The 22,573-nt window shown below is 63.3% G+C and carries 28 protein-coding genes; 1 reads left to right on the top strand and 27 read right to left on the bottom strand.

Going from position 1 to position 22,573, the window contains the following annotated elements; genetic code table 11:
* Nucleotides 1-150 precede the first annotated feature (150 nt).
* A complete protein-coding gene (locus Mame_RS12865; protein WP_155122106.1) occupies nt 151-624 on the bottom strand; it encodes a hypothetical protein in 474 nt (157 codons plus the stop codon).
* A 245-nt stretch (nt 625-869) separates the two neighbouring features.
* Here Mame_RS12865 and Mame_RS12870 point away from each other — a divergent pair, with 245 nt between their 5' ends.
* Nucleotides 870-1,562, top strand: a complete 693-nt coding sequence (locus tag Mame_RS12870; RefSeq protein ID WP_155122107.1) for a hypothetical protein — start codon at nt 870-872, stop codon at nt 1,560-1,562.
* A gap of 202 nt (nt 1,563-1,764) precedes the next feature.
* On the opposite strand, the gene Mame_RS12875 is transcribed toward Mame_RS12870, so the two are convergent.
* From Mame_RS12875 to Mame_RS13000, 26 genes are all read right to left on the bottom strand, one after another.
* Nucleotides 1,765-1,983: a hypothetical protein gene (locus Mame_RS12875; protein WP_018066983.1), complete on the bottom strand. Its 219-nt coding sequence runs from the start codon at nt 1,981-1,983 to the stop codon at nt 1,765-1,767.
* A 108-nt stretch (nt 1,984-2,091) separates the two neighbouring features.
* Entirely contained in the window at nt 2,092-2,913 is an 822-nt protein-coding gene (locus Mame_RS12880) for a DNA adenine methylase (protein ID WP_018066984.1), read from the bottom strand.
* Between the two features lie 155 nt (nt 2,914-3,068).
* A complete protein-coding gene (locus tag Mame_RS12885) occupies nt 3,069-3,380 on the bottom strand; it encodes a hypothetical protein (RefSeq protein WP_018066985.1) in 312 nt (103 codons plus the stop codon).
* A gap of 11 nt (nt 3,381-3,391) precedes the next feature.
* Nucleotides 3,392-3,781: a hypothetical protein gene (locus Mame_RS12890; protein ID WP_155122108.1), complete on the bottom strand. Its 390-nt coding sequence runs from the start codon at nt 3,779-3,781 to the stop codon at nt 3,392-3,394.
* Entirely contained in the window at nt 3,763-5,355 is a 1,593-nt protein-coding gene (gene tnpC, locus Mame_RS12895; RefSeq protein ID WP_079920784.1) for an IS66 family transposase, read from the bottom strand. The genes Mame_RS12890 and tnpC overlap by 19 nt, the downstream gene beginning before the upstream one ends.
* 129 nt (nt 5,356-5,484) lie before the next feature.
* On the bottom strand, nt 5,485-5,829 hold the full coding sequence (gene tnpB / locus Mame_RS12900; RefSeq protein WP_079920786.1) for an IS66 family insertion sequence element accessory protein TnpB: 345 nt from the start codon (nt 5,827-5,829) through the stop codon (nt 5,485-5,487).
* Nucleotides 5,826-6,173, bottom strand: a complete 348-nt coding sequence (locus Mame_RS12905) for a transposase (RefSeq protein ID WP_236953503.1) — start codon at nt 6,171-6,173, stop codon at nt 5,826-5,828. Before Mame_RS12905 ends, tnpB begins: the two co-directional genes overlap by 4 nt.
* Nucleotides 6,174-6,243: 70 nt before the next feature.
* Nucleotides 6,244-6,798, bottom strand: coding sequence for a hypothetical protein (locus Mame_RS12910; protein WP_018066393.1), 555 nt, complete (start codon nt 6,796-6,798; stop codon nt 6,244-6,246).
* The gene (locus Mame_RS12915; protein ID WP_155122110.1) at nt 6,795-7,067 is read right to left on the bottom strand and encodes a hypothetical protein; all 273 of its coding nucleotides are present in this window, start codon (nt 7,065-7,067) and stop codon (nt 6,795-6,797) included. The genes Mame_RS12910 and Mame_RS12915 overlap by 4 nt, the downstream gene beginning before the upstream one ends.
* A 103-nt stretch (nt 7,068-7,170) precedes the next feature.
* Entirely contained in the window at nt 7,171-8,388 is a 1,218-nt protein-coding gene (locus tag Mame_RS12920) for a tail fiber domain-containing protein (protein WP_018066395.1), read from the bottom strand.
* On the bottom strand, nt 8,388-8,765 hold the full coding sequence (locus tag Mame_RS12925) for a hypothetical protein (RefSeq protein ID WP_018066396.1): 378 nt from the start codon (nt 8,763-8,765) through the stop codon (nt 8,388-8,390). Before Mame_RS12925 ends, Mame_RS12920 begins: the two co-directional genes overlap by 1 nt.
* Nucleotides 8,762-9,232, bottom strand: a complete 471-nt coding sequence (locus Mame_RS12930; protein WP_018066397.1) for a hypothetical protein — start codon at nt 9,230-9,232, stop codon at nt 8,762-8,764. The genes Mame_RS12925 and Mame_RS12930 overlap by 4 nt, the downstream gene beginning before the upstream one ends.
* 2 nt (nt 9,233-9,234) lie before the next feature.
* The gene (locus tag Mame_RS12935) at nt 9,235-9,675 is read right to left on the bottom strand and encodes a hypothetical protein (protein WP_018066398.1); all 441 of its coding nucleotides are present in this window, start codon (nt 9,673-9,675) and stop codon (nt 9,235-9,237) included.
* Nucleotides 9,675-12,302: a phage tail protein gene (locus Mame_RS12940; RefSeq protein ID WP_018066399.1), complete on the bottom strand. Its 2,628-nt coding sequence runs from the start codon at nt 12,300-12,302 to the stop codon at nt 9,675-9,677. Before Mame_RS12940 ends, Mame_RS12935 begins: the two co-directional genes overlap by 1 nt.
* On the bottom strand, nt 12,302-12,727 hold the full coding sequence (locus tag Mame_RS12945) for a DUF6950 family protein (RefSeq protein WP_026173754.1): 426 nt from the start codon (nt 12,725-12,727) through the stop codon (nt 12,302-12,304). Before Mame_RS12945 ends, Mame_RS12940 begins: the two co-directional genes overlap by 1 nt.
* Before the next feature lie 2 nt (nt 12,728-12,729).
* A complete protein-coding gene (locus Mame_RS12950; protein WP_018066401.1) occupies nt 12,730-13,359 on the bottom strand; it encodes a hypothetical protein in 630 nt (209 codons plus the stop codon).
* Nucleotides 13,356-13,994: a hypothetical protein gene (locus Mame_RS12955; protein WP_155122111.1), complete on the bottom strand. Its 639-nt coding sequence runs from the start codon at nt 13,992-13,994 to the stop codon at nt 13,356-13,358. Before Mame_RS12955 ends, Mame_RS12950 begins: the two co-directional genes overlap by 4 nt.
* Nucleotides 13,994-17,950, bottom strand: a complete 3,957-nt coding sequence (locus Mame_RS12960) for a phage tail length tape measure family protein (RefSeq protein WP_018066403.1) — start codon at nt 17,948-17,950, stop codon at nt 13,994-13,996. The genes Mame_RS12955 and Mame_RS12960 overlap by 1 nt, the downstream gene beginning before the upstream one ends.
* Nucleotides 17,950-18,291 carry a DUF1799 domain-containing protein gene (locus Mame_RS12965; protein WP_018066404.1) on the bottom strand — a complete coding sequence of 114 codons (342 nt, stop codon included), beginning with the start codon at nt 18,289-18,291 and terminating at the stop codon, nt 17,950-17,952. The genes Mame_RS12960 and Mame_RS12965 overlap by 1 nt, the downstream gene beginning before the upstream one ends.
* Before the next feature lie 23 nt (nt 18,292-18,314).
* A complete protein-coding gene (locus Mame_RS12970) occupies nt 18,315-18,689 on the bottom strand; it encodes a hypothetical protein (protein WP_018066405.1) in 375 nt (124 codons plus the stop codon).
* Nucleotides 18,690-18,745: 56 nt separating this feature from the next.
* Nucleotides 18,746-19,675, bottom strand: coding sequence for a phage tail tube protein (locus tag Mame_RS12975; RefSeq protein ID WP_018066406.1), 930 nt, complete (start codon nt 19,673-19,675; stop codon nt 18,746-18,748).
* 142 nt (nt 19,676-19,817) lie between these two features.
* Nucleotides 19,818-20,243 (bottom strand): phage tail terminator protein, encoded by a 426-nt coding sequence (locus tag Mame_RS12980; protein ID WP_018066407.1) that lies wholly within the window; start codon nt 20,241-20,243, stop codon nt 19,818-19,820.
* Nucleotides 20,240-20,665 carry a gp436 family protein gene (locus Mame_RS12985; RefSeq protein WP_018066408.1) on the bottom strand — a complete coding sequence of 142 codons (426 nt, stop codon included), beginning with the start codon at nt 20,663-20,665 and terminating at the stop codon, nt 20,240-20,242. Before Mame_RS12985 ends, Mame_RS12980 begins: the two co-directional genes overlap by 4 nt.
* Nucleotides 20,666-20,667: 2 nt before the next feature.
* A complete protein-coding gene (locus Mame_RS12990) occupies nt 20,668-21,162 on the bottom strand; it encodes a hypothetical protein (RefSeq protein ID WP_018066409.1) in 495 nt (164 codons plus the stop codon).
* 65 nt (nt 21,163-21,227) lie between these two features.
* Nucleotides 21,228-22,160 (bottom strand): major capsid protein, encoded by a 933-nt coding sequence (locus tag Mame_RS12995; RefSeq protein WP_018066410.1) that lies wholly within the window; start codon nt 22,158-22,160, stop codon nt 21,228-21,230.
* Nucleotides 22,161-22,186: 26 nt separating this feature from the next.
* Nucleotides 22,187-22,567: a DUF2190 family protein gene (locus Mame_RS13000; RefSeq protein WP_018066411.1), complete on the bottom strand. Its 381-nt coding sequence runs from the start codon at nt 22,565-22,567 to the stop codon at nt 22,187-22,189.
* Between the last annotated feature and the right edge of the window lie 6 nt (nt 22,568-22,573).

Consider the following 22,573-nt stretch of genomic DNA (forward strand, 5'->3'; position numbering starts at 1 on the left):
TGTAGCGTTGTAGCGTGACGCGCGGTTTTGCAATTTTGACAGCTGGTTTTGCAGTGTAGCGTGACGCGCGGTTTTGCAATTTTGACAGCTGGTTTTGCAGCAATCGGTTTTCCAATTCGCGAATACGCGAGCCAGATTGTGCCCATTCTTCTAGAATTTTTGTGATGGTGGCTTCACCCCGTATGCGACCAATTTTCTTCGGGCGGCTTCGACAGCTTCTTCCGGGAAGCTATTTGCGAATTCCAACACTACATACTCGCCGGTAAATTCCGCCGCGCCAGAATTTACAAGAGCCTCAAAGCCTGGAGTAACGGCGGGATCAAGCGCCCAGTCCGTCAATGTTTGGATAGCTCCCTTTGCCGCAATCTTGCGCCTTGTGTAGCTCGCCTTCTGTTGTCGACCGTGCTTCTTCCTGAGCGTCTCCTCATAGGCCCCGACCGCCTGCCAGAGCCGCTTTTCGATCGGATTGACCTGATCGATCCCAGCCAATTCATAGAGGCGCCGAGAACATGCCTGGGCGACATCGTCGCGCCCAAGCCTCAGCGCATTTGCCATTAGCCTTCTTACGGCTTCTGGGTCGTCCATTTTGCTTGGATCAGGCACTTTTATTGGATCAGTAGCCATCGGCAACTCCTTGCTAGGGAGGAACACGGAACTCCGAGAATTTCAAAGATACAATATTTGTCACAGTTGGCACTAGCCTTCCGGTATCCCTTATTCGTTATGGTTTAGCGCGCACAATCGGATGGTGCAGGGCGCAAGAACGCGGGGTATCATTCTCAGTTTCCAGAAGATTGACATAACGTCGAGATGGCGTTTGCTATGAAATTCTTTTATCGTACAGTGTTTCCATGCCTGAGGAGAAGAGCATGGCGATGCTTTGGGTCGACACAATCACAGATGAAGAGGCTGGCGCTTTGGATCGCGGCATTTGGGGAGTAGTCGGCACTAAGCAAGCCGACGGCACCTTTATTGCCCAAGCGACTGGCCCAGCTCCTGAAGATGGTGATTTCTGGTACGATGCTCTCAACCGCGTCAAGGAAGATCCCGATAAACGATATGCGATAGCACGTCGTCACCTTCCGCTGCCGGCGGCATGGCGCGAGATGGCCGTTTCACTGCGCATGAAGATCCGGAAAGCCCGGAAGGAAAAAACTGAATACGAAGCAGAGCTCAGAGAGCTGCATCACTTGGCAGCAATGAGTAGCTACGCCGGGTATGGTTACATCCAAAGAGTTCCGTATTCTCGCCTTGCCGCGCTCGACGTGTCGTATCACCGTATTGGCTGTGATCGCCTCTTGCTCCTAGGCCCCACAGATCGAAAATGGATGCGCGAGTTGTGGGGCGAGGCTGGCGGTCATTGGACTGCGTCGGAACTCTATAAAGAAATGTGGGCCGATGATGTGCAGCGGATTAAGGCCGACCAAGCCGAGGAGCAGCATGAGTTGACGGAGCACCTCTTCGGCAATCTCCAAAGGGAGATCGATGAAAAGAGGTCTTCTGTCGCGCCGCAACCAGAGAAGAGGCGGCGTGGGATATTTGGCCGGCTGTTTGGGAAGTAGCCCTGTTTACCTCTAGTTGAACTGAAGCGCTCCTAGATCTACAACGGCGCCATTGTTCGGTATTGTGCAACCTGCCATGCCGTAGAGCATTTGTTTCAGTGGACCAGAGCGATGCTTCACCTTAGTATTTGATCCACACCCCCACGACCAGGTCGAGACCCTCAAGGATAGCCCGCCCCAATCCGAGGCGGGCTTTGCCGCATCAATCCAGCGGCACCACGCGATGAATAGCCCGCGCGGCCGCCAGCAGTGAGGCGAGCCGCTCGATCGTGGCGTCGACTGGTGCCAGCGCGCCGATGGCGCTGTTGCGGCGGCCCTGGCCGATGTCCTCGGCGGCGAGGTCGATTTGGTTCATGATGTCCTCCGCGTCGCGCTGCATGGCCTTAATGATCTGGGTGATGGCGATTTTGTTGTCACTCATGTCGGTCTCCTTTGTTAATGACCGGACCATCGCTCTCGTCGCGGCCGAAGACGAGCAATGGCAGTGCTTCCGTCGGCCGGACGTGAATCAGTTTTGCTCTCGATCTCCTCATTCGGCCGCCACGCGCAAAGTCTTTGCTGGCGTGATGATGACCTCCTTCACGCCCTTCCCATTGCCGTCGCCGATCGAATAGGTGCAATCGACCTCCTCGATGTCGAACCGTGAGAAGGTTTCGAAGACGCCTTGAACGGCGTTTAAGGACAGTATGAAGGTGCCTTGAAGGCCGGCTAAAGCCTCCGCCATCGCCTCGAAGTCCGCCCGGCCGAAGACGCCGGCGCCATAGTCGGTCTCGTTTCCCCAATAGGGCGGGTCGAGATAGAACAGCATGCCCGGCCGGTCATAGCGGCGGATGAAGTCCTGCCAGGGCAGGCATTCGATGACGACGCCGGCGAGGCGTTCGTGGATGTCCTCCAGCGTCGAGGCGAGCTTGACGAGGTTGAAGCGCGCCCCGGTGGTCTTGCTGACCCCGAAGTTACGGCCGGCGACCTTGCCGCCGAAGGCGAGGCGCTGGAGGTAGAGGAAGCGGGCGGCGCGTTCGAGATCGGTCAGCGTCGTTGGGTCGGTCTTCATCAGCCGCTCGAACTCCCGCCGGCCGGAGATCTGGAAACGCAGCGTATCCATGAACTGCGGGAAGTGCCGCTGCAGGATGCGGAAGAAATTGGCGACGTCGCCGCTGATATCGTTGATCACCTCCGTCTTCGGCTGGCGATCGCGGCGCAGGAACACGCCGCCCATGCCGACGAACGGCTCGGCATAGCCATCATGCGGGGTCGCGTTGATCCTGGCGATGACGGTCTTCGACAGGATGCGCTTGCCGCCGATATAGCCGGCTGCGGGAACGGTCGGAGCGACCGGGCGCAGATTTACCATTTCAAATATCTCACGACTCAGCCACAACGCGCAGGCCCTTCGGGGTGCGGGTGTGGCGGTTATCGTATTTTGCTGCCCGGCGGGTCTCTCTGCCAAGTGTGATCCCGCCGCGCCATGGCCGTGAGGCCATGGCCACCTGCCTGCTAGTGCGGGCGCTAGTCCTCGCTGGAGGGAGGCGCGAAGATCGTCTCGTTTTCCAGCGAGCACCACGGCAGCGTCAGCAGGAGCGCCTTGGCCTCCGCCGCCTGGTCGGGGTCGTCGACCACGCGCTTCGGCACGACCTGCATGCCGGTGAGCGTCACGGGATCGCCCGGCTCGAACGCGTCGGCCGCATCGTTCAGGTTGATGCCGGTGCCAGGCGTGGCGTTGTCGATCGCGCGCGCGTCGATCAGCCCGGATGCCGTGCCATTGAACGCCTCGACGGCGGATTTCTGCGAGAAGGTGAGGACGAACCAGTTCATCATCATGGGAGTTGCTCCTATGCTGTGAGTGCGTCTGTCGCGGCGATGTAGGCCGAGAACAGAATGTGGAGATCGGAAACCTGTTGCGCGGTCAGGCCAGCGCCGCCATGCCCGATGGCGATGCGGCGGGCGGAATAGGTAAGGGTGCTGCGCAGGTAATAGACGACCGATGTCGCCAGAGCCGATGAGGCATTTGTGAAATCCACCGCCACCTGCGCTCCGGACTTGTACAGGCGAACGGTGTTCGCGTCGGTCCGCGCCACAAGGCTATGCCCCCGGCTGTCCGTGATCGTGCCGGCCGTGGTAATGGCGCGCGCGGAGTTGACGCGCCCGGTCATCACGTTCGATGTATTGCGCGGAAACAGAGTAAGCGGCAAGCCGAGGCCGTTCAGGCGTGGTAATTCCACGGCATAAGCGCGTCGATTTCACTGCTCGGCCAACCGTTGGCGATGCGCTCGAGGGTCTGGGTAAGCCAGGCATTCGGATCGACATTGTTCATTTTTGCCGTCTGCAGCAGCGTAGCGATCGTTGCCCAGCTTCTTCCGCCGCCGTCGCTGCCTGCAAAAAGTGCGTTCTTCCGCGTTATGGCCTGCGGCCGGATTGCCCGTTCAACGATGTTGGAGTCGAGCTCGATGCGGCCATCGCTCAGGAAGCGCTCAAAGATGGCGCGGCGCGTGGTCGCATAGCGGATCGCCTCGGCGAGCTTCGATTTTCCGGATATCCGTGGCAGGGTCTTGTGCCAGAGATCGAAGAGTTCAGAGACAATTACGGCGGAGGTTTGCTGACGCACCGCGACGCGGGCGTCGGGACTTTGACCTCGAGCGGCCTCCTCGACCTGCCAGAGCTTTGCCATCCGTTCGACCGTCGCCGTTGCTACCTCGGAGCTTTTCCCGACATGTAGTTCATAGAACTTGCGCCGACTGTGTGACCAGCAACCAGCCAATGTGACGCCATCATTGCCACCGTCAGATCTCGCGAGCTTGTTGTAGGCGGCATAACCGTCGACCTGCAAAATGCCGTGATAGCCATTCAGGTGGCGGGCAACGCATTCGCCGGATCGACTGTCCTCGAAGCGGTAGGCGACCATCGGCGGGCCGCTGCCGCCGAACGGACGATCATCCCTGGCATAGGCCCACAGCCATGCTGTTTTCGTTGCTCCCGAACCTGGAGCAAGCGTCGGCAACGTCGTTTCGTCGGCGAAGACCCGTTCGGCCTTCTTTATCTCGACAAGGATGTAATCGGCGAGGATTTCCAGCTCGAAGCCGAGCTTGCCCATCCATTGCGCCATCAGCCTGCGGTCGAGTTCGACCTTGTCGCGGGCGTAGATCGCCTCCTGTCGATAGAGCGGCAGGCCATCGGCATATTTTGAGACGGCAATCTGCGCCAGAAGCGCCTCTGTCGGAATGCCGCTCTCGATGATGTGTGCCGGCGCCGGCGCCTGAACAACACCATCTTCATTTCTGAAGGCATATTTCGGCCGGCGGGTGACGATGACGCGGAACTTCGCCGGCACAACATCCAGCCGCTCGCTGACATCCTCCCCGATCAGCACCTTTTGCCTGCCGGCATGCTCCGGCAGCTCTTCCGGCTCGATCACCACTTCGACCCGTTCCAGATGCGGGGCGAAGCCTTTGCGCGGCCGCGGCGGACGCTTGCCATCAGCACGCTCGTGGCTCTTCTTGAGCCCGGCCTTGATTGCAGCAATGCCGGTCTCGATTTCCTCGAAGACGAAAGCCTGCTGTTCGTTGTCGGCGGCGTGCAGGCCCAGCTTTTCCGATCGCCGGCCGAAGCGGGCACGATCGAACGCTTTCAGGATCTGCATCAGCCGCCCAATGCGCTCATCGGCATCGGCGGTTTGCGCCTTGAGATTGGCAACCTCGACTTCCAGAGCGTCGGCGCGCGCCGCCTTCTCCGCCATGGAAAGCGCAAACGCTTTCAGCGATTCAATGTCATCAGGAAGCTGGAAGGCGGGCGGTGTCATGGAGCTACCAGAGCATACTTCTCGCCGTTTTTCCTGCCTTTTCAGGCTGGTGATTCACTTCGCCGCAGGGCCTTTTGTTTCGGCGCATTCCCGGACGGTAACCCGGTGTCCACTTCACCTGGAATTGCTCTAGCCAACGATCTCCGGCGGCTTGACTGGCCGAGATCGAACCCGCTTCCAGTCCATGCCATCAATGAGAGCCAGAAGCTGGGCGTGGTTGAGATGAATCCGGTTATGGCCGATGCGGGGCCAGCAGAACTGCGCTTTCTCCAGCCGCTTGGCATAAAGGCACACGCCGGACCCGTCCCACCAGACAATCTTGATCCTGTCCGCGCGTTTGGCCCGGAAGACATACAGCGCGCCGTTGAATGGATCGCTGCCGGCATCCCGCACCAGAGACAGCAAACCGTCCGGTCCCTTGCGGAAGTCGACGGGATGGCTGGCAAGGAAGACCTTCACACCCGCGGGGATCATGCCGAACGCACCGCACGGATAACCCGACGCAAGTGCGCTTCGCTGACATCTGCCCGAGCACGTATGATCGCCTCACCGATGACAACTTCGATCAATGTGTCGCTGGCTTCTGTCACTGCAGCTTCACGACGTGCCGGTTCCGTCAGACCCGCCTGGGCATTCAGGACTGCACGACGCCAGCCAAAGAGCTGGGATGGATGGATGTCCAGTCGACGAGAGATTGCCGAAACATTCGCTCCTGGCTCGAGCGCCTCCGCCACCGCTCGGGCCTTAAAATCATCAGACCAGCGTCGACGTAGCTGCCGAGGCGCACCCTCGAAGCGGCCGGCGACAGCTTCAATCATATGGAAAGTTCTAGTTTCAGGACCAGGCGCAGACATAGAAGCTCACTGCAGTTCAATATGTCCGATACTGTTATCCCAACGCCAAACCACTCGGCCAGATGGGGCCAGCTTGTCGCTTACGAAACAGATTGTTCTCGGCGGCGGCGCCTCCTATCAGCGGGCTGCCGATTTCCGCCATATCGGTGACGTCCCACGCGCCGAAATGGCCGCTGTCGCGTCCGAACCGCTGCGCCCCGTTGATAGGATCGAACCCGGTCGTCAGATGAGCGGATGCGCCGTCGCCCAGCATGCCGACATAGGCGGCGAAGGCCGGAGAATTGACGAGCGCTGCCTTGTTGGTAGCCGGGTTGATCAGGTTGACCAGCGAAACCTTGCTATCGTGTCCGCGCAACAGGTGCAGGAAGTCCAGCCGGGACCAGAGGCCGGCCGCGTTCAGGCCATCGACCAGAGCGTTGACGATGCTCTTATAAGCGTCGGGAGCCGCAACGCCGCCATCCGCGATGCCGGCCGCGAAATAGGCTCGGGTCGCGGCCAGCAGGCCGCCATCGCCCCGAGAAAGGGCGTCAGGGAAATCCAGCGGTCCGGCACGCGTGAACAGCGGAAGCGTGAGGGGGAGTGCGCTCATGGCGTATAGTCCACCACCGTCACCTGTTCGCCGCCCTTGTTGCCGATCATCACCAGCTTCAGCGACGGGAACGGCGGCAAGCGCACCATCGGGCTGCTGGTCTTGTGCAGCCTGGCAATGGTTGCGTGGTCGGCCGCCCCGTCGAGCCGGGCCTGCACCTCCACCAGAACGCTGGTTTGCGTCGTGGAAAGCTGCAGATAAGTCTCGCCCTCCGGCGTCCAGCTATCGGATACTTTTGTCTGCTCGGTACTATCCAGTCTCAAGGTCATGTCACGCTCCATTATGTTCAGCCACAAAACCCATGTCCTGGGGTTGCGGCGATCGCCGTAATTCACGTCCCGCCATGGCCGTGAGGTCATGGCCATCTGACCGCTATGCCTCGGAAGAAGCCGCTGCTTCGAGTTCCGCCACGCGATCGCTCAGCGCACACACCGCCCGCCACATATGGGCGATGAGCTGCATGTCTGCGTCGTCGGCAAGCGCGAGGTAGGTTTCACCCGATTTGTCAGGAACGGTTGTTTCCCGCACCATCGCTGGGTCGAAAGCCTGCAAGTCCTGAGCGAAAAAGCCGAGTCTGTCCCCCTCGGGCAGACCGACAGGGATGTTGTCTTTCCGCTGCCAGCGAACGGGCGACAGGCTTTCGAGCGCCTTGTTCGGCTCGCCTTCTTCGACCACGTCCTTGAACTTGGCATCAGAGGGCAGGGAGTTGATCAAGACAAAGTTATTGCCGTCGATCGAGTAATAGAAGCCGCTGTCCCAAGCGAAGCGAACGTTGTTACTGTATATGACGGAAATGCTGGAGCCGCCCTGAAAACCTACCCTGGTTGCTCCTGGAGCAAAAATCCTGTCTCCAGCTGCCTGTGCCAGATTGGCTAGGCTTTTTCCTCCGACCGCCCCTGCATTGGAGGCATAGGCCGCATTTCCGCTTACACTGATCGGCCACAAGCCTCCAAAGTCGGTATTGTCGACTTGCAGGCGTAAAACGCCGGCATCGGACCAGCCTATCTTTACCCCGCTTCCGGGGTTTTGGCCTGCTCCCGTTCCCTGTTGAACCGGCGTATAACCAAGAGCCGCCTGGGCCCCGAGCGTTGTGCGCGCCGCCGCCTGATCGGCGTCATCAAGCAGCGATCGGGCGAAGTTCGAGATCCCAAGCGTGTTTAGCGCAGTGGTGGCGTTTCCCGCGGCAATCAGTGCGCGTCCGAACGCCGTCAATGACGTTAATGTGGCCGAATCTTCGCCATTGAAATACGGCAGCCTGTCGGCCGATGGCGTCAGGGCGGCGATTGCGGAAAGGGACCGGTTGTCGAGCCGCTGGATATAGTCCGCCAGCGCCGCCGCATTGGCGATCACCTGGTTGGCGTCATCCTGCCGCTGAAGCGCGTAGGCATAGGTGCCGGATGCCCCCACCCATTCTGTCGCCGCCGTGATCGCGGTGTCGCTGTCGACGCTTGCGATCGGCAGCGGGTTGCCGGCGGCCTGCGGATAGATCACGCCGCCGGCAATGAGAGCCGTTGCCCAGCCCGTGCCATCGCCGGTCACGGCTCTCGATCCGTTGGTGAGCGTGATTGTGCCTGTGGCGTAAGCGGTCATCAGATAACCTCGTCGAAGATGAATGCGGAGATGGTCAGCGGCCGGCCGAGCAAGTTGTAGAGCCTGATCCGATCGTAATAGGGCTCGAAGCGCGCATAGAAGGTCTTCTCGCCGGGAATGGTGTTGTCGGATGCCTTGAGCACGATGAAGGGCGGAAGCCCGTAGTCTTTCTCCGTGTTGATCATCACCGTGGAGGGCGGGCCGCCGGAAGGGCGTGCGGCAACCCATGCGGTCACGATCTCCTTCGGCGTCAGCGGCGACATGCCCTCCTTGATGGTCAGATGCTGATCGGCCGCCGTCAGGGCGTCGTGACCGGGCATCGAGACGCGAAAGCGGAACGCGCCATTGTCATTGCCGATATAAACCCGTCGCGTCATGTCGCCCTCTTCAGGATGATGTAATAGAAGTCGAAATCCGCGTTGCGCGGGCCGGTGTCGGCGTAGGCCTTGGCCTTGATCGTCCAGTTGTTCTCCAGCCAGACGCCGAAGAAGAACGGCACCTCGCCGAGGGTCGTGTCGCGATTGACGCAACTGCTTGTCGGGTAATAGCTGGAGTCCACCGGGACCGCGTTGGCGTTGTGCGGATTGGCATAGGTCATCGAGCCGTAGAACAGCGGCCTGTATCCGAGGTCGGGAAAATTGACCGTCGCCCACCATGTCGAATAGCCGTCGCCGGTGGTGCGGCCCATGCGAAAGCGGCCTTCGGCGTGCACCGCCACGTTCTGGTAACGGGAGTCGAGCAGCAGCGCGCCGGTCGGGTTGACGACGTCGTCGCCGGGCCGGCTCAGGAACGCGCCGGAAACGCCGAAGGTCGGATGCCTGCCGATGATGATGCGTCTCGCCATCGTCAGACCCCGAACACGCGATAATGGATCAGGCCGCGATATCTGCGATAGCCGCCGCCTGAGATCGACGGCCGGGAAAGCTCGAGCCGATCGGCATAGACTTTGGAGCCGTCCTCCACGGTGCTGTCTTCTATCCGCAGCTCGCCGAAGCCAGCGCCGTCATAAGGCGTGCTGGCGCCCTGGTTCTCGAACGTGACATAGGCGGCCGGCACATAGCCGGGCGATGGAAAATGGATGACCAGCGGCGATGATGTCGAGGTCAGGCCGTCATTTCCGTTGACCGGCGCCGGGTCGGTAATGGTCCCGGCCGCGATCAGAACGCCCGAGAAGTTCCAGTTGGAGTCAAACAGCTTGTGCCTGTCGGAAAGCCCGCCGTCATGGGCATCATATCCCGGCTTCGTCAGCAGGATGCGGCCGGCTGTCATCAGAAATCGCGTTGCCATCAGTCGCTCACCGAAAGGTAGTCATTGTCGAGATCGAGCCGCGTCTTGCCGCTGGAGCCGCGCAACAGACCGGCGACGATCGTGCCGATATGGCTGGCGTTGAGCTTCAGGACGCCGCCCTCAAACAGGAACGGGCGCTGGCCATTGTTGAGCACCACGAACTGGTCGGCGTTGACGGCAAAGCGCGAGCGCTGAACGCCGCCCTCGGTATAGATTTCGAGGTAGAGGCCGCTTTCATGATAGCCGCTGCCCGTGCCGGCTCTGAGAAGGACGGAAAAGCGGGCATTGACGCCGCTCTGGTTGGCGGTGGCGGCGAACTTCACCTGACCGGCCGCGAAGTTCTCGTTCAGCAGCGCGGTCACCGACGATGTCTGCTGCGCTATCGCTTCGTCGGCCGTCACGCGCGCCTGGCGCTCCTCGACAACCGATGCGGAGACGCCAGCGATCTCGGCGCCGACCAGTTCAAGCGTCTGGGCAAGCGCTTCGTCCTCGCTCGCGCGCACCAGCTTTTCCTCGATGATCTGCGCCAAGGCTTCGCCGCTCTGCTGGCGCAAGACCTGACGGTCGAGAAGGCCGACGGAGCCTTGAAGCGAAAGCGCTGCGGCAAGTTCCGACGAGTTTCTGATCGTGCGGTCGAGATCGGCCTGCAGCTCCTCGAAGCGTTTGCGCACGTCCTCGCCGACCGTATCCAGCCTGACGCCAAGCTCCTCCATGACATTCGGCGTTCCGACCTCAAGCCAGTCGGACCATGCCTGGTTCCGCACCAGATCGGAGATGAACCGCCCGCGCGCCTCGACCCATGTCTTCGACGGCAGCGGGCCGATCAGCCAGGAGTAGGGCTCCTCGTAAGCCGTCGTATGACCGGAAAACAGCATCTGGCCGGTGTCACGGACCCGGACCTGCACCACAACGGCCGTCACGCCATCGATGCCGGCGCCGCAGGACACCTTGATCGCGGCAAGCCGGCCGACGCCATTGCCATCGGCCATGGACGCCGGTTCCACGGTCCACCCTTTCATGATCTGCACCGGCGGCGTGCCCCGGCCAAGCAGGCCGGTCGTCGGCGGAATGACGATCGCCGGCGGATCGTAGTCGCCGGGATCGATCTCCTTGATCGTGACCTGGCTGAGCGAGCCGGGCAGGCGCGTCAGCGTGGTGATCTGGAAAGCCTTGTCCTGGTAATTGTTGCGCGCGCTCGTCCAGGCGATCACGTCGCCGGCTTCCAGCAGGCGCGAGGGCGGCGGCAGAACCAGCGTATGCACCCGCATCCGCCGTCCGTCCTCGATCATGGTTTTCTGCAGGTGCTGGACCTGCTCCGACCACGGCACGGCGGTGAAGGTCACCGATTGCGCCAGGCTGCGGCCATCGGCGGCAACCGCCGCGTCCTGGGCATATTCCGGCGCGTCCTTGCGCGCCCATTTGTCGCCCGGCTCGGGATAGGAGGCGGAGATCGTGTTGTGGGTATCGGACAGCGAAGGCCAGGGATCGAGCTGCTGCGGCTTGGTGATGATGACATCGGCGTCGGTGAAGGCATAGACGGCCGCGCCCGGTCCGCCGACCGCGAGCTTCAGCACGCCGCCGCCCTCGACAAAGACGCCGTTGCAGGCGAGCCGGAACTGCTCCAGCACGTCGAGCGGCTCGGCGCTGACATCGATCTCCAGGCCGGCCTGGTATTGCGGCCTCCCGAACACGGAGATGTCGCATTCGTTGGCGGCCGCCATCCAGTCGGACGGCGGAAGCCGGAGCGCCTCGACATTCTGGCCGCCATAAAACCAGCCCCCGGAGTGCCGCATGCCGCGGGCGATATTGTAGGCGATCACCGCCGGATTGAGCGTCGGCGTCCAGGTGGCGGGATTGTCGAAACGCTGCGGGCCGGAACCGCCGACGGTATCGTCAAAGCGCAGGTCGTAGAAGGGCAGCGGCGGCGGCTCGACGAGCACGGCCGGATTGCCGGAAAACAGATCGTCGTTCTTGCGGAAGGTGACGATGACGGCCTGCTTTCCCCGGCCGATCATGGAGGGACGATAGGGCTTTTCGACGTTGGCGAACTTTGCGAGCAGAAAGGCGTCGGCTTCCGTCTGGGCCCCATCGAGATAACGCACCCAGGCATGATCCTTGCCGTCCTGGCGGAACTCTGAAATCGGATAGCCGCGACCATCGCCATGAGGCTCGCCGTAGAGGATCGTGCACTTGTCGCTGTCGATCCAGAGATGCGCAAGCGCCTGGCCGCCGGCGAAGGAAGGCAGGGAGCCGATCTCGATAAGCTTCGTCAAATAGGCGTTGGGCGTTTCGCCGTCATTGCCCCACGTGCCCCAATATTTGAGCTTGCCGGCGGTGGCATAGCGGCCGGCCACGACCGACAGCGGCTTGTCGTCGCCGGTCTCCATGGAAAGCTTGACGCCGAAGCTCTGCTGGCTCTTTTTCTTTCCGGCGAAGGCGCGCGAAATCAGATTGGTGACCGCGCCGAAGGCGACATTGACGATCAGCCCGCCGATCCAGCTCGACGCCGCAAACGCCCCGACCGCCTGAAATATCCCCACGGCCAAGCCGAACACCGGGGCGGCATACGCCGGCCCGGCTCCGAGCGTCAGAAAGACAAGCAGCGTGAGGAGGGTTTTAACGCGCATCAACCCACCTTGAAGGCCGTGTCAGCGGCCGTCAGCCGCATCGTGCCCGTGCCGATCTGGCGCAGCACGACGATCCGCGCGCCAATCACGACGCCGAGCGCGCCGCCGACTTCATTATCGTCGGCAATGAGCGCGATATCGCCGATGCGCGCCATGGCGACCGGCGTCTCTGGCATCATCGACTGCATCAGGTCGGCAAGGCCTTCATGGCCAAGCTCGGCCAGCAGCGCGCCGGCGCTGACGGCATCATGATAACGGCCACGAAGCGGCGCGGCCGGGTCGATCCCGGTCATCGTCTCGACCGCGCCAGCGGCAAGGGCCGCGAAGCAATCGTCGCTGCCCCATTTGAAGTCCATTGTCTTCAGACCGGAGACGAATGCGAACAGCCTCGGCCGCCAGTCGGGTCGTCGTGTCAGATCGAGCATTGTCATTCGCCTTTCTGTCCCCACCAGATCGTCCAGTCGCCGGCGGTCGAGGCGTAGAGCGACCACTCGTCGCCATTCGCATGCGCCTTCTGGTCCTCGTAGGAGCTTTTGCGGGGATTGATGCGGGTCAGCATCGACATCAGGTCGGGCACGCAGGTGAGCGCGATCGCGCCCTCGTCGCCGGCGGCCGGCGTCGACAGCGGCGCCTTGTCGACCTCGCCGACGAAATCGAGCAGCGAGCCGATCATCGCGCCGGTGGCCGGATCGAGATAGAGCGTGTGGACCTCGACGCGGGCAAGCCGGATATCGAGCGTGCGCAACAAGGCCTGGGCGACATCGGCGATCTGCGACAGCTTGATCGTCAGCGGCCGGATGGTCATGTCGGTGGCGCAGACGATATTGCCGACATCGATGAGCGTGCCGCCGCCATAATAGGCGCGCGTCTCGGCAGCGCCCGTCAGGCCGGAAGCGACGGTGATGGAGAGGTCCTCGTCGCCCGCCCAGACGCCCATTCCGCTCACAAGCCCGGTAACGCGATCGCGGGCATGGACATAGACGAGCTTGCGTTCCGAGAGCCCGTTTTCGGCGGCGTTCTCCAGCGCCGCGATGATTGCCTGGCTGGCATAGATCATGACGGCTTCCTTTTCTGGATGATCTCGATTTGCGCGCCGCGCGTCAGCGCCGAGGAGGCCGTTCCGGGCTTGTGGCCGCCCGGCGAGACGACCGCGGCGAAGGCCGGGCGGATCAGCGTGACCACGGCATTGGCGGTGAGCGAGAAGGGCAGCATCGGGAAGACAGGCAGGTTCATCGCGCCCGCGCCATTGGCGGCGACCGTTGCGCCGACCTCGTGATAGCTGAGAAGCGCGCCATCGGTGAGCTGGAGCTTGTCGCCGACGGTCATCACATAGCCCGCCGGAAAACCGGAAAGCTGCGCGACCGACCGATCGGCGCCGACCGTGCGCAAATGGACGTTTGCGCCCGCGAGCGCCGCGCCCTTGAAATCCGCCTGAGGCCAGAGCGATGTCGGATCGCAGACCATGAAGGCGTCGCGCATGCCGCCAAGCGCGCGGATCAGGGCGGCGGCCTGTTTCAGCTCGTTGTTGCGGGCATCGCCGAGCGTGATCGTCGCGGTCCAGAGCGGCGGGGCGAGCTCGACGCCGAGCAGCGCGCCGGAGCCCTGTCCGGACAATTCATCATTGCGCTTGATGTCGAGCTCAAAGCCCGAGATCGGCAGACGGTCGAAGATGGCGGCAAGCGGATGTATCATCAGCGCCACCTCGGTCGATCGACGGCCGCCGCGACCTTGTCATTGAACTGAGCGTCATATTCATCAAGCGCCTGCTTCATGCCTGCATAGGCGGCCTGCCGCGACTTCTGCTCGATCTCCCGGTCGCCCTGAGCGCCGTCAAGCGAGATGCTGATCGCGATCGACGGCCGCGCGGCCGATCCGGCGTTGTCGTTCGAGGCTGGCGCTGCAAAGGGCAGGCTCTCGACCACGCCGCCCTTGGCATAGCCGCGCTTGCCAAGCCGCATGGCCTCGACGACGCGCACGCCGCCAGCGCGGGCGATATCGCTCTGCGACCAGACGACTTCGCCCTTGTGCACGACGCCGGCCGGTTCATGAACGCCGCCTGGTCCCGTGTAGCCACCGACATTATAAAGCCCGGCCGTTCCGGCGGCGATATTCGCCCGCGCGATGTCCAATTGCGAGGTTCCGCCGCCGATGCCAAAGAGCGAGCCGAGCGCCGAAAGCAGGCCGCCGCCCGCGCCGCCCGAAGGTTGGTAGGAGGAGAGAAGGCCACCGAACTGGTTGAGGCCGTTTCCGAGCGTGCCGAGCCCGTCTGTGGCGATCCCCGCATTGCCGGCCAGGCCGGAAAGCGCATTGGCGGCTTCGGTCGCGCGGCGGACCTGAAGATCGGCGGCATTCGCCCAGGAGAGACCGACGCCGTTCGACGTGTTGCCGGAGAGCATCTGAAGCTGCAGCCCGTCATCGAGAAGGCGCGAGGCGCCGGTGGCGAGGCCGACATGGCCGCCCATTTCGCCGGCGCCGAGGCCGCGCGTGTTCAACAAAACGTCGCCGCGCATCAGGCTTGCGGGATCGACCTGAACGCCCCAGTTCTGGAAGGCGTTGGCGACCAGTGAGCCCGAGCCGTCAATACCGACCTGCGCCAGGGCGGAATTGACAAAGCCCGCGCACCATTGCGTTTGCGCGGCATTGATATCGACGCCGCCGGCACGGAGAAACGCATTGATATCCGAAAGCCCGTTGCTCTCTGTCGCGCCGATCAGGCCGAAGGCCTTGTCAACGCCGCTTGCCGCCAGACCGCCGCCGAGACCGGCTGCATTGTCATTGGCGGCAAAACCGGAAAGCAGCCCGCCGGCGCCGGAAGCAATCCCGCCATTGACGATCACGCTTGCCGCCTGGACATTCATGGCGCCGACGCTCTGACCGGTGAAGGCGGAAAACAGGCCGCCCGCCGGCCGGTTCATCACGTCGCCAAGCGTGCCGTAATTGGTGCCGAGCCAGGCGTTCTTCAGCGGATTGTTGAGGGTAAGGTCCATCAGGCTCTGGCCGAGCGACGAGGTGAGATTGTCGAAGATCGAGCCGAAATCGCCGTCCTTGAGGTCCTGGAAGTTGAAGATCGCGTCGATCGCGCTTTCGCCGGCGGATTTAACCTCGCCCCAGGCATCGCGCATGCGTTCCAGTTCCGCCGTCTGGTCGGCAATAACCCGGACATTCTGAATACGCTGCTGCGCTTCTTCGCCGCCAAGAGACAGACCTTCGCGGCGGATCGCCTGCATTTCCTCCAGCACCGCAAGCTCGCGCCGCCGCGCGGTTTCGCTGGCGCCGACAAGGGCGGCCTCAGCGCGGAGCTGCTCGATGCTTTCGGCATGGTTCAGCGCGCGCTCCCGGCTGGCTTCGGCCCGCTCGACGGCGCTCGCGACCTCGGCCTCGGCGGCGGCAAGGCCCAGCCGGGATTGCGCGGCCGCGCTATCGAGCGCGATGCCCTCGCGGATGAGCTTCTGCTGTTCCTCGAATACCGCGATCGCGCGCCGGCGCTCGGCCGAGGTTGCGCCGATCAGGCCGAGCTCAAGCTTCAGCCCGGCAATGCTTTCCTGCCGCGACCGGATTGCATCGCGATTGCTTTCCGCGCGCGCCTCTTCAGCCGCCGCCGCGTAAGCCTCCTTCAGCCCGGTGACGATCCCTTCGAGCCTGCGCTTTTTCTCGCCCTCGGCCTCGGTGGCTGCAGCGATCAAGGGCCGGAGCTGCAGCTCCTCCTGCAGGATGCGATTGGCGTCGGCCGCCGAGAGCGCGCCGGCGGCGACCTGGGCCTCGAGGCTGGCGCGGATCTCGGTCTCGGCATTGATCTGGTCAATCTGGGCTTTTCCGCTCGCGATCGTGGTTTCGATGACCCGGTCATAGGCGCGCTGGACCTCGGCATCGGCCGTCGCCTGGGCGATCTCCTGACCCTGCAGCTCCAGCCGCTTGCGCCGCGCCTCCAGCTCGGCCTGGAGCACTGGATTGCGCTCATTGGCGATCTGGATATCGAGCCGGTCGAGATCGTTGAGCCGCGGCTGTTTGGTCAAAAGCCCGTCGAGCGCGCGCTCCTTGGCTTCGAGCGCCTTGTTGAGACGATCGCCTTCGCCGGCATCGATGTCGGCGGGCGTCAGACTGCCGATCCCGCTCTGCAAGGCGGCGATCTGGTTCTGATAGGCTTCAACCTGGTTGATCGTCGAAAGCGCCGGCGACGCGTCGGCGATCGTCGAGGCCGCCGTCACTCGCTGGCGCGCCTCGGCCTCCGCGCGCTTCGTCTCAGCTTCGTTCAAGCGCGATGTCAGAACGCCGATCTGCAACTCGATTTCCGCGACGTCGCGATACATCTGACCGCGAACGGCGCCGGCGAGAAGCCCGTCATCGGGTCGCCTGATCCGCTCATAGAGCTCGGCCTGCTGTTCCCGCAGCCGCTCCAGCCGCGTTTCATCGGAAGGGCCGTCGATCATATAGTTGACGCCCGCGCCGACCGCGCCAAAGAGATTGGCCGCGTCCTCCCGCATTGCCTTCCACGCCCGGCCGAGACGCGTCGAGGCCTCGCCGGCATCGGCGAGTTTCCCAGGCAGTTGATCGAGGATCAGCGCCTGGGCTTCGATCAGCCGGTTCTGTGCGGAGAGATTGCGCACCTGTCGGGCTGTCGCGGCATCGATCAGGTTATACTGCCGGGACAATGTGTCGGCCGCCTTGGCGGGATCCGAAAACAGGTCGGCAAGCGCGTCACCGGCTTCGGCCGAGGCCATGCCCATCGTCGCGGCGAAGTCGTCGGAAAGGCCGATCAGCTTCTCGAAATTCTCCGATCCGATCTTGCCGGTGCGCAGGAACGCCGTCTGCATTGACCGCGCCGCGGCGACCGATATGCCGGCTGCCGCGGCGCCGGCTTCGGCCGAGGCCTGCATCTCAGCGGCCGTGCCCGCTACCGTGCGACCAAGGCCGGCGGCCGCCGTCTCGACCGCCTTGGTCGACGACAGATAGGAGCCGTAGGCGGCTGCGCCGATTCCGACGGCGGCCGTCAGTCCGCCAATGCCGAGCGTGACCGGATTGATCAACCTTGTCAGCCCGCCGAGGATCGACCCGAAATCCTTCAGCGCCATGTTGACGCCGCCCTGGCCGGCATAGAGCTGGACGATCTGAGGCCCTTGCTGCGCCATGATCATCGCCGGGTTCATGCCCATGGCGGCCGTCTGGCCGATGTCGAAGAGCTGGTAGGTGAGGTTCTGGCGGCGAAAGCGCGCGCCGTTGTCGTTGACGCCCGCGAGGCCGCCCATTGCCGTGCGGCCCTTGATGCTGTCGATCGCGGCAAGCGTCGCCTGGCGCTGGCGGCTGATGGCGGTGGTCATCTCATCGGTCGAGATCGCCCCGAGGCGCTGGGCCTCGCGGATCTCCGCTACCTCCTGACGATAGCGCTGGGTGACCGCGAACAGCGGATTATACTTCGCGCGCAAACCGTCGAGCTGGGCGCCATAGGCGGCAATGTCTTCGCCGCGATTGCGGTTCGCGCTCTGGGCGCGTCCGAGGCCGGTGGTCGCCTCGACCAGGCGCTGGACATGCGGCTCCGCCGATCGGGCCGCCGCGCCCGTCGCATCGAAATCGCTTTGCGTCTCTTTGAGACCGCGCCTTGCGTCCGAATTATCGACGGCGAGGAGGATCGAGGCTTTCATCGGCTGGGCCATCATTCGCCTCCGTTCAGGATGGCAAGTGCCTCGGCTTCCATGGTCCGAAGATCGGCGAACACCGCGTCGGGCATCCCCTGCCGGCGCATGGCGACGTCGACGGCATTGTAATCGAGCCCGAGCCAGATCATGCCGGCCATGGTCGCCGCGACGCGCCATTGCGTCTCGACGGCCAGAAAGCCCAGCATGCTGTCGCGATTGTCCGCCATGATCTCGATTGCCTCGGCCTCAAATGCATCCGGCGCGACCTCGACCGTCACGCCCATTTTCTGGAAATCCGCCGCCGTTTCGTCATCAACCGAAACCGGCGCGCGCGTCTCCGTCTTGCCGGCCCGCGCCAAAGCCCAGGCGCGGGCCGCCGCCTTCAGTTTCCCAGGCGGGCTTCCTCGCCGTTCAGACTGTCGGCATAGGCGCTGTAGACGGCCTGGCGAAACCAGGACTGATTGATGGCGCGGCCGAAATTGTCGGCGTTGAAGGTGAGGGCGCGTTCGTCGTCGTCTTCGACGCCGCGCCAATCCTTGCAGACGTCGAAGAGCTGCTTGCGCTCATGCTCCATGCGCTCGCGCGGCGCGGTCAGCTTGGCGGCCCCCTCCAGACGGGCGATTGCCTTGTCCTGGCTTTCCGGCTCGAACAGGATTTCCAGCTCATAGGTGACGAACTTGCCCGGATTGTCGGTGTCGGGCATGCGCACCTTGACCGGCCACCAGTAGCGATTGGTCTCGTTGAGGATGAATTTCATGACGGCTCTCTTTTGAAAGGGCTTCAAAGGGTCTTTGAAGGGCGCTTGAAGGGGCTTCAGCGGATGGTGATTTTCAGCTCGTCGAGGCCCGCGACAGGGCAAAGGCCAAGCGGCAGCGAATAGTTGACGATGTTGTTGGTCTGGCCTTGCGTCGGCTTACCGATCTCGACCGCCGGTGCTGCGATCTCGACGATATTGCCGGCCGTCGTGCCATGAACGAGGGAAAGCGCGCCGCGCGTGCGGTTGCGGGCGGCGTCAAACCAGTTGATCTCGGCAAGGCTCTTGGCCTCGACAACGGCCGTGCCGGTCGCGGAACGATCCGAGATCGCCACCAGCTCGTCGCCGATCAGGAAGCGCGGCGTGACCGTGTTGCCGAGATCGAGCGCGAGGCTTTCGGCAACCGACGACCAGCCGTGAAGCGTCATCGTCGTGTTCGCCTTGGAGACCGCGAGCGGCGTCTTCCAGCCGACCTGAGAAACGGCCGGCATGGCGCCGATGTCCGAGATCGTGCCGATCAGCCCGGTCATGGTGACGGTGTAATGCGGGATCTGCGATGGCGTGAAGTTCAGCCGCATCGTGCCGCGCGCGCCGAGCAGAACATGCTGGACCTTGTCGGAGATGAAGTAGATCGAGGCAGACTCTTCCTCGTCCTCGATGATCTCGTATTCGACCGAGGTTCCGGCCGTGACCGTCTGGGCAAGGCCGCAGGCCCGCAGGATCGCGTCATATTTCGGGGCGGTGCCCGCTGTGCCGGAGCCCGCGATCTCGATGTCAAACTGCAGCGTCGCGTATTGCCCGGTGATGATCATGCCCTGATTGCCGAGAAAGGGCAGGATCAGGTCGCGGCTCACTTCCTGGCCTTCAAGCGGCGTGAAGGTTACGTTGGAAAAGATCATCGCGTCGGCGGCCGCCGGCGCGGCGTCGCTGGCATAATCCTCCTCGATCTTCACCAGGGCGGCCATTTTCTTGTAGCGGCGGACGGCCATGGTCAGGCTCCTTTGTTCTTCGTCGTCTCGGCCTGAGCCTCAGAGCGGGTTTCCGTTTCGGCGTTAGCCGCGGGCTTTGCCGCCGGCGTCAGCTTTCCGGTCTTCGGATCGCGGACGTAGCATCCGCCTTTGGTCGGTCGTTTCACGTGTCGCTCCCTTCAAGAAACCGGCTTGTCTGCCAGGTCTGGACATAGATGCTCGCGCCGTTTCCAAGTGCCGTTGCCTGTCCGCCGACGAGCTCCAGCGGCTCCTCGGCCGAGGGCGGTGCCCAGCCGGCAAGCGCCCGCTCGATCGCGGATCGGAAATCGTCGAAGGCAAGCGCCCGCTTTCCGCCGCGCGCGTCGTATTGGCGGATGACGAAGGCGACCAGGAACTGGACCGCCACCATCTGCAGATGCCCGCCGGTGGCGCGCTGGTTAGGCTCGGCGCGCTCTCGATAGGGCAGCACGAAGGCCGTGCCGCTCTTCGGCGCCGTTGCCTTCGTCAGACGCTCGATGTCCTCGGCCGGCAGTGCGTCGGCGAGCTCCGGCGCGGCATCCTTCAGCCGAGTAACGATTTCCGCGATCACAACCAGCCCTCCAGTCGATCCTTCGAGAAGGCTGGCTCCGGCCCGGTGATCCCGACATCGCCGGACTTCGAGGAGGCGGGATCGTCGCCGCTTGGAAGCGGCAGTCTGATCCGGCCGGACGAGACCTTTTCGAGATCGGCGTTCGCGGCTTTCCAGTCGCGCACGACATGATCGGGCGCGCCGTCGCGGTGGAGGTGATAGCGGGCGATCGAGACCGCCCAGCCATTGACCTGTGACGGAACGACGGCGAGCGGCAGGCGGTAGCGCACGGCGAGATAGCCGTCGATCGCGCTTGCCGCGTCGGCGATCGCCTTGGCGACCACGTCGGGATCGGCAACGCCATCGCCGTCGCGATCGGCCACCATAAGGATTTCGTCCTGGCCGGCGCGTTCGATCAGATCGTCGAGGGTGGCGTAGTCCATGCTCACTCCGTCTCGACTGGCGTGCCGTGATCCCAGACGGACGAAACCGCGCCGAGGCCGGCGAGCTCATCATGGTCGGCGCGGGTGACGGTCACGCGGCCGCCATGCGGAATGCGCTTGCCCTTGAAGCGGATCGTCTTGAACACGATGAAGCGGCGTAGGTTCGGCTTGGGTGGCGTGCCAAGCACGGCATCCAGGATCGCATTCGCCTGGGACGTGCTCAAACCTGCACTCGGCTGTCCGGAGGGCAAAGCCGTTTCTTCTGGTTTCTCGATCGGCTTATCGGCGGCGTTGTCATCGGCATTCGCTGCCTGGCCTTCCGCATCCGGAGTAACGGAAGCCGGCGTGGCATCCGCCTTTGGACCTTCCGTCTCTGCATCCGCAGGCGCGGCGGAACTACCGTTTGCGTCGGTGCTGACGTTGTCACTCGATGCTGCGGCATCGGCTGTCGCCTTCGCGTCTTCCTCGGGTTTCTCTGCCTTTTTCCGTCCTGCCATTATGGCCTCCTGATCGTAGGGATTGGTGTCGCCCGGCTTTTTTCGCCGGGCGTACGGGTCTGGCCTCAGGCGACGTTTTCGAAGAAGTAGCCAAGGTCCGGCGCGGAGATGACTTCCTTCACGCTCTCGCCGGAGCGGACGCGATCGGAGCCGCGCAGGCCGATCTTCGGTTCGGGGATCGAGCCGGAAACGCGGGTGCCGAACTGCGCCGTCCAGCCGAAGGTCGGCGTCGCCGAAACGCTGTCGGCAAGACCCGCCTTGTGGAACAGCGTGCAGTGATTGCCCCAGCAGCGCCGGCGCTGAACCTGCTGACCGGGCTTGGCGATATTGACCCAGCCTTCGCCGATGATGATGTCGTCGAGCTCAAGCAGGTCGGCGACCGCGCGCTTGTTGGCATAGCCGTCGGCGGCGCCGGACGGGGTAAGCGCCCGCAAGACGCTCTGATTGGTGCGAAGCGCCGTCCAGGAGCCGCGCCCCATCACCGCATTGTTGGGCCGCATGACCATACTGTCGGCGGCTTCGGCAAAGGCGATGATCGGCTTGGAGTCCGGGCTCGTCCATTTGTCCGCGCCGGCAAGCGTTTCCTTGTTGTCGTCGCCGTAAAGATCGGGATCGAAAACCCTATTGGCGACGCGTACCTCGCGATCGAGCAGCACCAGATCGATCAGGCGCTGGGCGGCGAAGGCGCGCGGATCGTAGCCCGCCGGCGCATTGGCGCTGTCGGCGATCGGCACGACGTCATCGAGGCCGTAATCCTCGGTGCGGTCTTCCTTCTCCTTCGCCTCGAACTCGACTTCGTTGGGCGAGGATTTGCGGCCGACTTTGGTGTCGTGCAGCGTGATGAACTGGCCGAAGTCGAAGAACCACCACTTGAACTGCTCGCGCGGCAGAAGCGGGCTGAGGCGCGGAAGAACCTGATCGGCGATGAGCGCGCCATTCTTGTAAGCCTGGACGATGCCGACAAGAACGGGATCGACGGGAAAGGGCTGACCGGACATTGATTGCTCCTGGGAAAGGTTTGGGGTTAGGCCGCAGCGCCAGTCAGCGTGCCGCGTTGAACGATGGCGCGGGCGAAATCACCGCTTTCGGCGCCGGTGAGGAGATAGCCGGCAGTTGCGGCATTCACGCCTTCGGCCGGCGCTGCGGCAATGGCCGCGCCATTGGCATCGGCCGTGATCGGATCGCCCGGCATGATGTCGCCGCCGCAGACCACTTCGGCCGGGCCGAACAGCACGACATCGATGCGCTGGCCGGCGGTCGCGCCGGAGGGAATGTCAACGACGCCGGCGATCGGATCGTCCGGGCTGGTGGCAAGCGCCACCTCGCCATCATTGGCGGTGAAGGCGACCAGGCGGCGGTGGCCGATCGCGCCGGCCGCGACGAAGGTCTTGACGATACGGGTCATGAAAAA

It is taken from the genome of Martelella mediterranea DSM 17316, from assembly GCF_002043005.1.
In the GTDB taxonomy this organism is placed as follows: Bacteria; Pseudomonadota; Alphaproteobacteria; order Rhizobiales; family Rhizobiaceae; genus Martelella; species Martelella mediterranea.

Coding starts and splice junctions, on each gene's coding strand:
- Mame_RS12865 (WP_155122106.1), bottom strand. CDS start 624: ATGGCTACTGATCCAATAAAAGTGCCTGATCCAAGCAAAATGGACGAC.
- Mame_RS12870 (WP_155122107.1), top strand. CDS start 870: ATGGCGATGCTTTGGGTCGACACAATCACAGATGAAGAGGCTGGCGCT.
- Mame_RS12875 (WP_018066983.1), bottom strand. CDS start 1,983: ATGAGTGACAACAAAATCGCCATCACCCAGATCATTAAGGCCATGCAG.
- Mame_RS12880 (WP_018066984.1), bottom strand. CDS start 2,913: ATGGTAAATCTGCGCCCGGTCGCTCCGACCGTTCCCGCAGCCGGCTAT.
- Mame_RS12885 (WP_018066985.1), bottom strand. CDS start 3,380: ATGATGATGAACTGGTTCGTCCTCACCTTCTCGCAGAAATCCGCCGTC.
- tnpC (WP_079920784.1), bottom strand. CDS start 5,355: ATGACACCGCCCGCCTTCCAGCTTCCTGATGACATTGAATCGCTGAAA.
- tnpB (WP_079920786.1), bottom strand. CDS start 5,829: ATGATCCCCGCGGGTGTGAAGGTCTTCCTTGCCAGCCATCCCGTCGAC.
- Mame_RS12905 (WP_236953503.1), bottom strand. CDS start 6,173: ATGATTGAAGCTGTCGCCGGCCGCTTCGAGGGTGCGCCTCGGCAGCTA.
- Mame_RS12910 (WP_018066393.1), bottom strand. CDS start 6,798: ATGAGCGCACTCCCCCTCACGCTTCCGCTGTTCACGCGTGCCGGACCG.
- Mame_RS12915 (WP_155122110.1), bottom strand. CDS start 7,067: ATGACCTTGAGACTGGATAGTACCGAGCAGACAAAAGTATCCGATAGC.
- Mame_RS12920 (WP_018066395.1), bottom strand. CDS start 8,388: ATGACCGCTTACGCCACAGGCACAATCACGCTCACCAACGGATCGAGA.
- Mame_RS12925 (WP_018066396.1), bottom strand. CDS start 8,765: ATGACGCGACGGGTTTATATCGGCAATGACAATGGCGCGTTCCGCTTT.
- Mame_RS12930 (WP_018066397.1), bottom strand. CDS start 9,232: ATGGCGAGACGCATCATCATCGGCAGGCATCCGACCTTCGGCGTTTCC.
- Mame_RS12935 (WP_018066398.1), bottom strand. CDS start 9,675: ATGGCAACGCGATTTCTGATGACAGCCGGCCGCATCCTGCTGACGAAG.
- Mame_RS12940 (WP_018066399.1), bottom strand. CDS start 12,302: ATGCGCGTTAAAACCCTCCTCACGCTGCTTGTCTTTCTGACGCTCGGA.
- Mame_RS12945 (WP_026173754.1), bottom strand. CDS start 12,727: ATGCTCGATCTGACACGACGACCCGACTGGCGGCCGAGGCTGTTCGCA.
- Mame_RS12950 (WP_018066401.1), bottom strand. CDS start 13,359: ATGATCTATGCCAGCCAGGCAATCATCGCGGCGCTGGAGAACGCCGCC.
- Mame_RS12955 (WP_155122111.1), bottom strand. CDS start 13,994: ATGATACATCCGCTTGCCGCCATCTTCGACCGTCTGCCGATCTCGGGC.
- Mame_RS12960 (WP_018066403.1), bottom strand. CDS start 17,950: ATGGCCCAGCCGATGAAAGCCTCGATCCTCCTCGCCGTCGATAATTCG.
- Mame_RS12970 (WP_018066405.1), bottom strand. CDS start 18,689: ATGAAATTCATCCTCAACGAGACCAATCGCTACTGGTGGCCGGTCAAG.
- Mame_RS12975 (WP_018066406.1), bottom strand. CDS start 19,675: ATGGCCGTCCGCCGCTACAAGAAAATGGCCGCCCTGGTGAAGATCGAG.
- Mame_RS12985 (WP_018066408.1), bottom strand. CDS start 20,665: ATGGACTACGCCACCCTCGACGATCTGATCGAACGCGCCGGCCAGGAC.
- Mame_RS12990 (WP_018066409.1), bottom strand. CDS start 21,162: ATGGCAGGACGGAAAAAGGCAGAGAAACCCGAGGAAGACGCGAAGGCG.
- Mame_RS12995 (WP_018066410.1), bottom strand. CDS start 22,160: ATGTCCGGTCAGCCCTTTCCCGTCGATCCCGTTCTTGTCGGCATCGTC.
- Mame_RS13000 (WP_018066411.1), bottom strand. CDS start 22,567: ATGACCCGTATCGTCAAGACCTTCGTCGCGGCCGGCGCGATCGGCCAC.